Origin of the sequence: Fulvivirga sediminis (genome assembly GCF_016757215.1) — a bacterium.
Classification (GTDB): domain Bacteria; phylum Bacteroidota; class Bacteroidia; order Cytophagales; family Cyclobacteriaceae; genus Fulvivirga; species Fulvivirga sediminis.
On record NZ_JAESIY010000007.1, the window covers coordinates 213,026 to 225,102 of the forward strand.

Annotated in this window: 10 protein-coding genes; 5 read left to right on the top strand and 5 right to left on the bottom strand. The window is 37.5% G+C overall.

Annotated features, from left to right (window positions below):
* Positions 1 to 206 precede the first annotated feature (206 nt).
* The 3 genes from JL102_RS14040 (at position 207) to JL102_RS14050 (ending at position 2,698) form a co-directional block, all read left to right on the top strand.
* A complete protein-coding gene (locus JL102_RS14040) occupies positions 207 to 1,547 on the top strand; it encodes a DEAD/DEAH box helicase (RefSeq protein ID WP_202245046.1) in 1,341 nt (446 codons plus the stop codon).
* 132 nt (positions 1,548 to 1,679) lie between these two features.
* On the top strand, positions 1,680 to 2,342 hold the full coding sequence (locus JL102_RS14045; RefSeq protein WP_202245047.1) for a hypothetical protein: 663 nt from the start codon (positions 1,680 to 1,682) through the stop codon (positions 2,340 to 2,342).
* A gap of 71 nt (positions 2,343 to 2,413) precedes the next feature.
* Positions 2,414 to 2,698, top strand: a complete 285-nt coding sequence (locus tag JL102_RS14050) for a DUF1456 family protein (protein ID WP_202245048.1) — start codon at positions 2,414 to 2,416, stop codon at positions 2,696 to 2,698.
* Positions 2,699 to 2,786: 88 nt separating this feature from the next.
* On the opposite strand, the gene JL102_RS14055 is transcribed toward JL102_RS14050, so the two are convergent.
* Positions 2,787 to 3,458, bottom strand: coding sequence for a DUF2293 domain-containing protein (locus tag JL102_RS14055; RefSeq protein ID WP_202245049.1), 672 nt, complete (start codon positions 3,456 to 3,458; stop codon positions 2,787 to 2,789).
* A 281-nt stretch (positions 3,459 to 3,739) separates the two neighbouring features.
* Here JL102_RS14055 and JL102_RS14060 point away from each other — a divergent pair, with 281 nt between their 5' ends.
* Complete coding sequence (locus tag JL102_RS14060; RefSeq protein ID WP_202245050.1) at positions 3,740 to 4,894, top strand: DUF1624 domain-containing protein; 1,155 nt, start codon at positions 3,740 to 3,742, stop codon at positions 4,892 to 4,894.
* 129 nt (positions 4,895 to 5,023) lie between these two features.
* Positions 5,024 to 6,127, top strand: coding sequence for an NAD(P)-dependent alcohol dehydrogenase (locus tag JL102_RS14065; RefSeq protein WP_202245051.1), 1,104 nt, complete (start codon positions 5,024 to 5,026; stop codon positions 6,125 to 6,127).
* Positions 6,128 to 6,404: 277 nt separating this feature from the next.
* Here the strand turns inward: JL102_RS14065 and JL102_RS14070 are convergent, their stop codons facing one another.
* The 4 genes from JL102_RS14070 to JL102_RS14085 form a co-directional block, all read right to left on the bottom strand.
* Positions 6,405 to 7,286 (bottom strand): CapA family protein, encoded by an 882-nt coding sequence (locus JL102_RS14070; RefSeq protein WP_202245052.1) that lies wholly within the window; start codon positions 7,284 to 7,286, stop codon positions 6,405 to 6,407.
* 56 nt (positions 7,287 to 7,342) lie between these two features.
* Complete coding sequence (locus JL102_RS14075) at positions 7,343 to 9,931, bottom strand: DUF3160 domain-containing protein (RefSeq protein WP_202245053.1); 2,589 nt, start codon at positions 9,929 to 9,931, stop codon at positions 7,343 to 7,345.
* Between the two features lie 25 nt (positions 9,932 to 9,956).
* Positions 9,957 to 10,496 carry a hypothetical protein gene (locus JL102_RS14080; RefSeq protein ID WP_202245054.1) on the bottom strand — a complete coding sequence of 180 codons (540 nt, stop codon included), beginning with the start codon at positions 10,494 to 10,496 and terminating at the stop codon, positions 9,957 to 9,959.
* 166 nt (positions 10,497 to 10,662) lie between these two features.
* Positions 10,663 to 11,979 (bottom strand): LA_2272 family surface repeat-containing protein, encoded by a 1,317-nt coding sequence (locus tag JL102_RS14085; protein WP_202245055.1) that lies wholly within the window; start codon positions 11,977 to 11,979, stop codon positions 10,663 to 10,665.
* Between the last annotated feature and the right edge of the window lie 98 nt (positions 11,980 to 12,077).

Here is a 12,077-nt window from a genome sequence, read left to right on the forward strand (position 1 = left end):
TAACCTTATCGTACTAATACTAGAATCAACGCCATTCATATTCAAAGGATCTGAAGACCATAAACAATGAGATTAATAATACCGGCACCGGCATTTTTGGGCTAAGAAAGTGGAGATAAGTTTTAATTGGAATAATCCTTAAGCTATATATCATCCATTAAACCGCCAAAATCTTTAGCTTTGTAGTTTGCCAAAAAGAGAATATCATGAATTTTGATCAATTTAAAATCAATAATCAGTTGCGCAATGCTATTGATGAATTAGGTTTTACTGAAGCTACAGAGATCCAGGAAAAAGCTTTTCCAGTAATTGCCGCAGGAAAAGATGTTATTGGTATTTCTCAGACAGGAACAGGGAAAACATTGGCATACCTACTGCCATTGCTTCAGGATTTAAAGTTCTCTAAAAGTCCTAACCCAAGATTGTTAATACTAGTACCTACTCGCGAATTGGTAACTCAAGTGGTAGCTGCCATCGAAAGTCTTACTACTTATGTCACCATTAGAACATTAGGCATATTTGGAGAGTCTAATATCAGATTACAGAAAGAAGCTTTAGCTGAAGGACAGGATGTGCTTGTGGCTACTCCGGGTCGATTGCATGATCTCATATTGGCCCGAGCCGTCAGTATGAAAGAAACTAAAAAGCTGGTTATTGATGAAGTAGATGTAATGCTGGATATGGGATTTAGAACTCAAATTAACCGTTTGTTTGAATTACTTCCTTCCAAAAGACAAAACATCATGTTTTCGGCTACCATGACTGATGAAGTAGATGAGCTGATACAAGATTTCTTTTATTTACCTGAGCAATTAACAGTAGCGGTAAGTGGTACTCCTCTGGAAAACATATCACAGTATTGCTACCGCGTTTTAAACTTTAATACTAAAATCAACCTGTTAGCTCATTTGCTACAAGATAAATCAGTTTATAACAAGGTATTGGTTTTTATATCAAGCAAGAAGCTGGCAGATCTACTACAACAAAAATTGGAGGAAGAGATAGGGACTGGCATAGGAATAATCCATTCTAACAAAACACAAAACCATCGACTGCGAACCGTAGAAGAATTTGAAAGCGGAGCTCTTCGTGTGCTAGTAGCTACGGATGTGATAGCTCGTGGTTTAGACTTCCAGAAAGTGAGTCACGTCATTAATATGGACACCCCTAAATACCCTGAAAACTATATGCACCGGATTGGCAGAACCGGCAGAGCATCAGAAAAAGGGGAGGCCATACTACTATATACTGACCTGGAAGACAAACAAAAAGAGGCCATTGAAAATCTAATGGATTTGACCATCCCTGCATTGGAATTTCCTGAAGAAGTAACTATTAATCATGAGCTAATCCCAGAAGAGCGTCCCAAAGAAAAACAAGGTAGTTATGGTAAACATACTAAAGTAAAGCCTAAGGAAAAGGACGCCGAAAAGAAGCAGAAAAACATGAAAGTCAACTCCGGAAGCTCCTATAAAGCCAAAATAGCCGCTAAATACAAGAAACCTAAAACCAGAGGTGATAAGAATCAAAATAAAAAGAAGAGGTAGGGGGCTATCTCTTCTTTATTGGTTTTTTTAGTTAAAAAGGCAAAATCCGTTGATATTTTAAAATTTTGAATACGTATAACGCGGAGCAATCTTATTTGCTCTCCTCTGGAAAATCACACTACTTTGCCAATCATGAATGCTAGCAATTTATATCACATTCCTTTTGAGGAAATAGTGCTTCGAGTAAAAGATAGTTTCCCTCACTATGAATACGATTTCAAGAAGCACCTCATTGAGCTGCAGGATGATCATTTTGATAAAATTGGATTCGTTCGCCTACCATTGCATCTGGTTATAAATGAACAACTTCAAATTATAGAAGAATCAGCCACCGTACTTTATTTGAGCATAGAGTCTGGCTACGCCGCCATATGCATTATGGAAGGAAAGGAAAATGATTATCACACCACATTTTCAGCCTATATGACCAGAAAAAAGCAAGGCTTTAGTCAGATTAAATACTTAAACAAAAAGGGGAAATCCAGAGCTGGTTCAAGGGTGCGATTAGCTGCCACTACAGAGTTTTTCGAAAATATTAATATCACGCTAACAGATCTATTTGAAGATTATGAATTTGATAGAATTGCTCTTAATTGCAATTCCACTCTGATACCTTATTTGTTTAACTCCAAAGAACCTTGTCCTTTTGATAAAAAAGATGAGCGACTATATAAGATTCCTCTTCACATTCCTCAATCTAATTACACTAATCTAGATGCCGCTATTAAAAAGCTTATGGCACCTACACTTTTTTATAATGAAGGGTCTGATGAGTTATTCACTACCTTCAATTAAACGTTCGTTGCAAGTATTGCTACGTAATACCCGTGAAAATCATAACTTAGCATTTCAATTCAAACATACCCATGCTTACTAATAACGATATACTTAAAAAACTAAGAGTAGCTCACAAACTGAGAGATGAACAAATCATCGAAATACTGGAAAAGGTAGATTTTACCATCACAAAAGGGGCATTGGGAGATATGTTTAGAAGTGAAGATCACCCTAAATTTGTAGAAGCTGGAGATCAGATCTTAAGAAATTTTCTTGATGGTCTCATCATTCATTTAAGAGGGGAGAGGCCTAAAAAAGAGATTAAGAAGAGTGTAATCACGAAAAAGAAAACAGAACCACCTGAAAACAAATAACTTATAAGGAAATCAAGATATTTCTCTTTATTTAGAAAAGAGAATAAGTTTTTGAATACATAAATTCAAAAAACTGTGAATTAACAAGTTATGCCTTGCTTAGAGCACGGTATAACATACACCCCTCCACTACATCATCACCTCTGCGATAGGAGTTCAAAACCTTCACAGATCCTTGAGCTAGCTTTTTCCTTACCGCTCGTCTTTCTCCTTTAATTCGGGCAATTTTCATATTATCATAACCTGTTGTTTTGTGCCTCATCCATGCTATAACCGCCTTGCCAGCTCTTTCTTCAATGGGAATCATGGCGGTACGTGCTACTGTACCACTGCCTACAGGAATGGCATGTTCGGTAACTAGCTTGGCCATTTTCACTTCAAGGGCCTTGTATTTACTATGAAAGCTCAAATGTTGTCTTACAGCCTCCTCAAATTCTAATTTATAAGCCTCCTGCTTCTTATCTCTTGACTTCGCTGCACTAGCCTTTTTCTTCTCATAATCGGGAGCGGAGCGCATATCAGCCACGGCCTTCTTTGCACCAGAAATATTCTCTGCAGGCGCCCAGATGCCTAAAGATTGCATACGCCGTCCTTTCTTCACTTGAACCCTCCAAAAATCACCCGCAGCAGTTACTTTTCTGGTAACGGCAGCATCACCGGCGGGTAGAAAAGTCCATCCTTGAGGTGGCTTTTCAGATAAACCAAATTCATTGATTAATTGCCCATTTTTACCGGGGCTCATGATGCGGGAATTAGACATAGAGCTTATTTATTTTTAAAGTCGGCAAAGGTAGATGAAAATTATCATGTAATTAAATAGATCGTCCTTATCAATCATACCTTAATGAGATCCTTGACGGTAAAGACTGTGAAAAACTGCACCGTGCCCGCTTATTCCATAACCTAACAGATCGTTTTCATTATAACCTCATCGCCTTTTCAAACACCTGCTAATTGCATTTGCTTAAAATTAAAGTAGTTTTGCAGCTTATTTTAGTAGGGCTAACATCTAATGATTAGCGGATATCTTAGACAACAAAAATGGAGAGAGAGTTAAAAAAGCCGGGAAGAATAACATCTATAGATATGTTGAGGGGATTGGTTATGATGCTTATGCTGGTAGATCATGTTCGCGAAAGAATCTTTATTCACCACCCGGTATTAGATCCTATGGATTTAAATGCCACGGAGCCTAGCTTATTTTTCACTCGTTCTTCAGCGCATTTCTGCGCGCCTATATTCGTCTTTCTTACCGGTCTGTCTGCCTGGCTTTATTCTCACCCAGCCAATAGAGAGCCGAGATCAGCATCTTCATTTTTATTAAAAAGAGGCCTTTTTCTCATATTGCTAGAGGTAACAGTCATCAACCTATCTTGGTACGGAGTATACCAAACTTTGTTTTTACAAGTGATATGGGCCATTGGACTCAGCATGATCGCTCTGTCTTTAATCAGCAAGCTACCAAGATGGTGCATAGGTGTATTAGGCTTTGCTATTGTTTTTGGCCATAACGCATTATCTTATATCAATTTTGAACCAGGAGAAAATGGTTATGCTTTATGGACAGTTCTGCACGACAGGGGATATTTAATAGCTGATGGAGCATTAAAAATTAAAGTTTCCTACCCTGTACTACCATGGATAGGCGTTATTTCCTTGGGCTATTTTGCAGGCAAGTTATATCAGTATACTTTAGAGGCTCAAAAGAGACATAGGTACCTCATCACTATAGGATCATTAAGTTTACTAGCACTGGTAGTGCTAAGAAGTTTTAATATATATGGAGAAACAGAGGCATGGGTTAAGCACGATAATTCATTACTCACCATCATGGATTTTTTCAATTATACCAAGTATCCGCCTTCACTTGACTTTATACTTCTTACTATAGGTATCAGCATGTTTTTACTTTTCTTATTCGAGAAAATAAACCCGAAAGCATGGTTAGGCCAAATATTAAAGACCTATGGATCTGCTCCCATGTTCTTTTATATCTTCCATTTATATGTTTTACTGCTTATTTATAAGATTTGTGTAGCCGCTTACGGCAATAATCAGGGAGATACTTTTGGAGTAGATTATGTTTGGCAGGTGTGGCTAATAGCCTTTGCCTTATTCGCATTACTATATTACCCTACTCATAAGTTTGCTGCCTTCAAAAAACAAAGCTCTTCTCGATTAATTAAGTATTTTTAGTTTTTTTATAAGGCAAGAGCAAAAGGACGCTTTTTTCACAAAAAACAACCTTATTTAACATTATTTCTCAAACCGATTTAATACATTTTGGTTATCAAATTAGTTTAAATCAAAAATAATGTTAGAACTATGAATACAAAAGCAGCAGTTATTAATGAGACCGGAGGCAAGTTTAACATTGAAGATATTAAGATAGATCAGGATCTTGGTCCTAATGACATTTTAGTAAAGGTAGTAGCTACTGGCATTTGCCATACAGACCTTATCATGCGTGATGATTTTTTTCCTTTTCTTAAGCCAGCAGTATTTGGGCATGAAGGATCAGGAATAGTAGAGAAGATTGGTAGCGCCGTAACCAAAGTAAGCACAGGAGATCATGTAGTGATGGCACCTGCGAGCTGTGGTGAATGCGAAAACTGTGTGGAAGGACATCCTTCATATTGTCTTAATTTTATGGAGCTCAACTTTGGCGGTCATCAGCATGAAGGTACATGTCCATATCACAACCATGATGGCAAAGAAATGGGATCAGGCTTTTTTGGACAATCTTCTTTTGCTAACTACTCCTTAGTAAAGGAAAATAATGTAGTAAAAGTAGATAAAGATATACCCTTAGAACTACTGGGGCCATTAGGATGTGGATTTCAAACAGGTAGTGGTACCGTACTTAACTTTCTAAAAGCACGCCCGGGAGATAGCATAGTAGTAGCAGGGGTAGGCGCCGTAGGTCTTAGCGCTATCATGGCTGCCAAACTAGCTGGTTGCACCACTATTGTCGCAGCAGATATACATGATAGTAGACTAGAGCTAGCCAAAGAGCTCGGAGCTACACACACCATCAATAGCAAAGATCAAAAGATTTCTGATTATGTTCTTTCAGAAATAGCTCCCAAAGGACTCAAGTACGGACTGGATACGACAGGAAGAAACAACGTGATTAGTGATGCAATGAGCGCTTTAAAGATAAAAGGACACATGGCCATAGTTTTGGTGGCAGCTGATAAATTAGAATTGGATGCTACCGCTATTCAAAGCGGAAAAAGTATTTCTTTTGTAAATGAAGGGGATAGTAATCCTGATGTTTACATTCCCAATTTAATTAAGTTATACAAAGCCGGTTTATTTCCTTTTGATAAATTGGTCAAATATTATGATTTTAAAGAATTCAATAAAGCAGTAGAAGATACTGAAAAAGGCTCTACTATTAAGGCTATTATTAAAATGCCTTCTTAATTAGAATTTCATCCGGCATAAACATAAAGCAGCTCAAAAGGCTGCTTTTGTTATTTTATAGCACTGATATACGTACACAGTTGAGCTCATATTTATTAACGCTATTACTATTTAGATAATAAATATTTCGCTGGTAAAATTAAAAACGCCATTATTACTCTTTTTACAAAGTGATTCGATGGTATTTTAAACAGAAGAGATGCTTCAAGCTGATAATAGCAATCAAGCCAATAACTAATAATAATCAGACACTTATGATTATATTCAATTTTATCTCTTACTTATAAAGCTGGCTGATGAAGTCAGCTTTTTGTTTGCCTCTCATTATAAGAGGTTTACAGTTGTCTGTCTGGTAGGGGATGATACTGGCCTTTAATTGTAATGCTTCATCGATATCAAGTTTCACCAAAATACCATCATGAGTAACTGGGTTCTTATTGTCAAAAATGAGATTGCCTAAACTGTAAAATACAGGTTTACCTTCAATGTATTCTATACTTTGTGCCACGTGTGGGTGATGTCCTATGATAGCATCAGCACCAGCTTTGATCAGGGCTCTGGCTTGCCTTCTTTGTATAGAGGTGGGGTTATGATGGTACTCTATTCCCCAATGTAAAGACACTATTACCAGGCTATTGGCGTTGCTTGCCTTAAATTGCTTAACACTATTTTCAATATCATTGATAGTAGCTTGGCACATGCCTGGTTCATTTTCTAAATACATCCAGGCCTCTAGCCCTAAGATTACTGAAGAGAATAAGGCCACTTCAATATGGCCTTTTTTAAGGATTGTGGGGGCACAAGCATCACCTTGGTTGGAGCCATACCCCACAGTGGTTATTCCGCTATGAATAAGATGCTCGGCGGTTTTGGTCATAGCCTTACGACCATGATCATAACTATGATTATTGGCCATAATACCATGAGTAATGCCTACCTCAGACAACTCGGGTAGCACTTCCGGGCTTCCTAAAAACACATATTTCTTTACTAATGGAGTGGGTTCTGTGCCTATGGGGCATTCCAAATTGACTATACCATAATCCACTTCAGTAAATACTGGACTTATACTATCCATTAAACTGGTCAGTCCTTCTCTTTCTATAATAGACCGGATGCCCCGGTCTAACATCACGTCACCTCCAAAAACAATTTGCATACTGCCTTGCTTTTGGCATCCAAACAAGAGCAATACGCATAGAATAGAAAGCTTATTTAACATCCCGAACTATAAATATATTCTACTGTTTCCGGCCTTATATCATCATTTAAATCAAGTATAATCTCATCCATCCAGTCTGGGGTGGGGTACACTTTATTCTTACGAAGCATTTCTTGCCACTCATCGTCAGTAAGTCGTTTATCTAAAGGCATAGGAAATTCATAATAGCTAAAAGTAGCTCCTTTAGTTATATACAGATGGCCTTCTATTTCTACCAGTACGTAAATATCATTAGCATACCCGACAGCCTCATGAAGGATCCCTGCTTCTTCACCTTGGTTATTAGTATAGATATCTGCCACAATACCTATTTCCTTGTCTGGACCAGATACTTCGCTCCATTCATTAATCTCTAAAATAGAACGAGTGGCGTCATCAACCGAACTCCCAATAAGTTCAATGGTTCTATATTCCTGATCCGATAATTTCTCACCTTTTAGCTCTTTGTTACTTACTGTGAGTAAAAAGGTACTGGTCTCTTTTAAACTACTGAGCTGCTGATCCATTCTGTTATCTAAAAGATCATGCTTTTGCAGTAGATTTCTGGTAAGATTAAGTAAGTCAATAGCTGATTGCCAGTATTTCACATTCGGCTCTACATAGCCTACCACGTATGGACTTGGCGGGGGAGCACAATCACCGCCACCACCGCACTCTGCAGCCATTATCTGCTCAGTATATAAAATAGCATCGTGCTTGAGTTCTGCCCATGAAGCTAAGGCTGTGTTCAGGTTCTTTTTTTGCCATTGAGGTAGTTGCATAAAATAAGGATACCTTTCATCAGGGTCAAGCATCTCACTTAGACCTTCAATCCATTTAGCGTAAACACTTTCATCCCAATTTTCAAATTGGCCATATTTTCTCTGCATTTCGGATAAATTAGGAATGTATTCCGACCAGTTTTCTTGTTCTCCCAGCTCATCCAGAAGTATATTCTCAGCAGCCTTACTTCCAAAAGCAGCCATTACATCTAGTCCTTTAGGATATGGCCTTCTTTTTACATCAATCATCTCTTGGAGAATTTCATTATCTAACACAAAACGAGCAGGCATAAAGTTGATTTTATCAGGACAAGTCAGTTCAACCTTAGGCTTAATAATATTCTTTTCCTTGGCTAGTGTTCTCATTTCACGGAGTATTTCACTCATAGCTTCAGAAGATACAGCCTCTTCTATTTTGGTATAATTCTTTGCTTTCAGAATATGGCATATATCTAAAAGTGATAGGTTATCTGGCTTGCCAACTAAAAAAGTAGTAGGTGTTAAAATAGCTTCATATAGAGATAGCAATGATTTCCCTGATTTACCTTTACCATTATTCAATATATAAGCTGCTACAATCGCCTTTTTTAAATCAGATTCTTTTTCCAAACAGTAAGGAGCTAGCTGCAGCCACTGCATAGCTCTAAAATACCTCTTCAGTGGTTCCGTTCGAGTGTAGTGTCCTCTGGGTTTGAACTGGTCATAAGGAAATTCGTATTTTTTGTGAGCATCTAATATCGATGACAGGTCGGCCTGAGAAGTTTCAATTTTATCTAATTCCTTCTGTACTTGACTTCTATAAGTTTCAGGCACATGAGTAATACCGCTATCTAATAAGGTCAGCGGTATAGCGTAAGAAGCCCCATTATAAAAGAGTGCATTTTTAACCTCCTCATCCATAACCATAGCCTGCTGATTATTGACTTCTCCTAAAAACCCCTGTAACATTTCATTAAGGATCGGAATAAACTTTTCTTCTTCTAGCTGACGCAACATAAAAGAAAACTGCATATGAAACAGCTGTAGATACAAATCGGTAGTAACGAAATTCTGCGTTTGGCTATAGTCGTTACTTTCATATACGTGGAATAACTGCACATTATTATTAGGCACTATGGCAAAGCCATGCTTACCTAACCTTTCCATGAGTTCTTCTGGTAGGTTCCTGTATTGCCAGGCATTAATAATATTTTTAGTGTTGGCACGCTTCTGACCATTGGTAAGAATGTAATTCTCACTATTCCTTTTAGCCTCCAGTTTACTAACTTTATCCATAAAGGCGAGTTCTTCAGAAGTATATTCAATAGGGGGTGCAGGTTGCATACCACTGTACTCACAGTCTCCATACCACCGAGCTTCCATAAGCAACCTGTACCAGCGATACTTTTCAAAATAGCCTCGAATGTCTGATTTCATAAACAAATAACCATACCTGGCCGGAATACTGTTTCTCAGAATTCGTAACTCAAAAGCTGACTTATCTGAAATATCCTGATCGAAATCAAAAGGAGGTAAACCCTCTCGCAATTCATTATATGGAGTTGGATCCCATGAACTTTCAAATTCGTATTGATGATACTTACCTGCTTCATGTTCGTATTGATAATACTTATCTTCTTCCGTTTGATCCTCATCATATGTACTACTAGAAGAAGGTTCTCCATTAATATAGGGAGTATATTCAGGAAATTCCTTTGAGGTGTTATTAGTACTTTTCTTTTGATCCTTCTTATTATCACTAGTGCTACAAGCTGATAACAAAGTAGAAGTTATCGCCAAAAGAAGAATTAATTCTCTGAAAAAATGCCTGGAAAAAATCATTGTAAAAAATTTGAATGAAAAAGGGTTAATCATTAAGGAATTTCTTAGCTGCCTGCAACGAAACTTGCCTGCATAAATACTTAGACAAAGACAGGCCGAAGCCATACCACTCATAATCTGCGACCAAGTATTTGTCATTTTTATCCTTACAAAGAACACGAACAATACTCTGATTATCAGAAACTTTTACGGCTCTAAAATCTTCAATAGGATAACCCACTGAAGAACCCAACCACAATGGGATGATACTATTATTTCGTACCTGAAAGAGGAATAAACGATTACTCTTTACCGAATCATACCTGGTAGCCTTATAAACACCCACCGCTAGGTCTATGCTTCCATTTTGATCAAAATCTCCATACTGAAATTGATACACAGGGAAACGCACAGGCCATGAGCTAGTAATAGAATCTGATACAGAGCATATCAGCGTGTTTACCTCGCCCTTAACAAGCTTTACCTGGGTGCTGTCATTTATAATAGCTGTGCTATACTCGCTATGAGATGTGCATGAAGTGAAAAAGCCACATGCTATGACTGAAAATAAAAAATATTGTAGCATATAATAAGCCACTTAAAAAAGTACCCTAAAAAATTCTATCTCAGCCTAACAAGGCCTTTAATTAAAATAGATGTTCAAATATATTATTTAAAAACAAATAATATATTATTAAACTAATTATTAATTAATATAATCACATAATAAGGGTGCCATATCAAGAACTATCTTAATGCAACATCAATCCCAAAGACACGCCCGTCCAGGTTTTGATCTTCTTGTTGAACAGGGTAGCATCGGTTATGAAGAGCGGGTTTTCAGGTTCGTAGTTACGACCCCAGGCTATTTTTTGGCCTACAGAGAGAAAGGCACTAACGCCTGACAGCTTAGGAATAACTCTATGGCCTAAGATTATGTTAAAGCCTGAAACCAAAACCTTCATATCCTTTATTTCTATTTCATCTTTTTTGATCATTTTAAAATCAAAGGCGTACCCAAAAAACTTAGTTTCAGTCATATTTGGAGTATTAGATCTGTTGAAATAAAGCTTTTTTAGGCTATAGCCAATTCCGTAAGAATGGTTTATACCAGGATCATGAGAATAGGATAGGGCATTGACAACATACTTGTTCCATTTTACCCTGATTGCCTTTCCATTTTTCATATTACCGGTAGATATTTCATAGTTAAGTCGAAACATTTCATCGGCATAGGCAGAAAGGCTTACAAAATCGCCTATATTAATCAATCCTATAGCAGTGCCATATAATGTATTGCCTTTGATAGGATTCGGTTTATATAGATTGATAAGGCCAATTTGCGTTCCTCCTGACTGCTGCGCTATATTAAAAAGGCCGATTTGGAAGCCAAATAGCTTAGTCGCTTTATTGATCATACCAAGTTGTACACCTGATCGGTCTTTTACCGTACTGTTTTTACCTTCAATATTGTAGGCTTCGTTAAAAAGCCCTACTTGTAAACCAGACATTTCTGCACCTACCGTATTTTTACCCAAAGTAAGTTGCAAACCACTCAGGCCTAGCTGTGTTTTATTAGCTAAAGCACCGATCTGTGCTCCTAATGAGAAGCTACCTACATAATTGGCCAAACCTGCTAACTGTATACCCACCATTTCTTTTTCACTCATATTGAATACAGAAGATATTTGTGCGCCCGAGACATCCCCACGAACCAGATTCACCAGTCCACCGATCTGTATTCCTTGCATATGTACTGTGCCCAATAAGCTCTCTTTATAATCTTTATCTATAGAAGCTAAATTAGCACCAGTAATATTGGCAATGCCTGCTATATGTAAACCGCGAGATAAGGTTCTGTTATTTCCATTAATACCACTCAGCTGCAGTAGGAGGGTACGGTCACTGTAACCAGAAAAGAGATTGATAGCTATAACATTTCGCCGTTCATCATGATTTAAACCGGCAGTACCTAAACCAGGTACCAGATTGATATCCAACGGAACCAATTGGGCCTTAGTAACATGAAAAACAAGTAAGAATAGGGTGAATGCTAATGAATGCTTCAAAAACGGTTGGCGGTTGATTGTAAATGCATTAAATTATAAATATTGGTTTAATATTTAAATTATATAACATGAAATAGTAACCAAACCGCCAAAATCGT

Bases quoted from the DNA above. Each gene is read 5' to 3' on its own strand.
- JL102_RS14050 (WP_202245048.1), top strand. From the start codon at position 2,414: ATGCTTACTAATAACGATATACTTAAAAAACTAAGAGTAGCTCACAAA.
- JL102_RS14080 (WP_202245054.1), bottom strand. From the start codon at position 10,496: ATGCTACAATATTTTTTATTTTCAGTCATAGCATGTGGCTTTTTCACT.
- JL102_RS14060 (WP_202245050.1), top strand. From the start codon at position 3,740: ATGGAGAGAGAGTTAAAAAAGCCGGGAAGAATAACATCTATAGATATG.
- JL102_RS14070 (WP_202245052.1), bottom strand. From the start codon at position 7,286: ATGCAAATTGTTTTTGGAGGTGACGTGATGTTAGACCGGGGCATCCGG.
- JL102_RS14040 (WP_202245046.1), top strand. From the start codon at position 207: ATGAATTTTGATCAATTTAAAATCAATAATCAGTTGCGCAATGCTATT.
- JL102_RS14075 (WP_202245053.1), bottom strand. From the start codon at position 9,931: ATGATTTTTTCCAGGCATTTTTTCAGAGAATTAATTCTTCTTTTGGCG.
- JL102_RS14065 (WP_202245051.1), top strand. From the start codon at position 5,024: ATGAATACAAAAGCAGCAGTTATTAATGAGACCGGAGGCAAGTTTAAC.
- JL102_RS14045 (WP_202245047.1), top strand. From the start codon at position 1,680: ATGAATGCTAGCAATTTATATCACATTCCTTTTGAGGAAATAGTGCTT.
- JL102_RS14055 (WP_202245049.1), bottom strand. From the start codon at position 3,458: ATGTCTAATTCCCGCATCATGAGCCCCGGTAAAAATGGGCAATTAATC.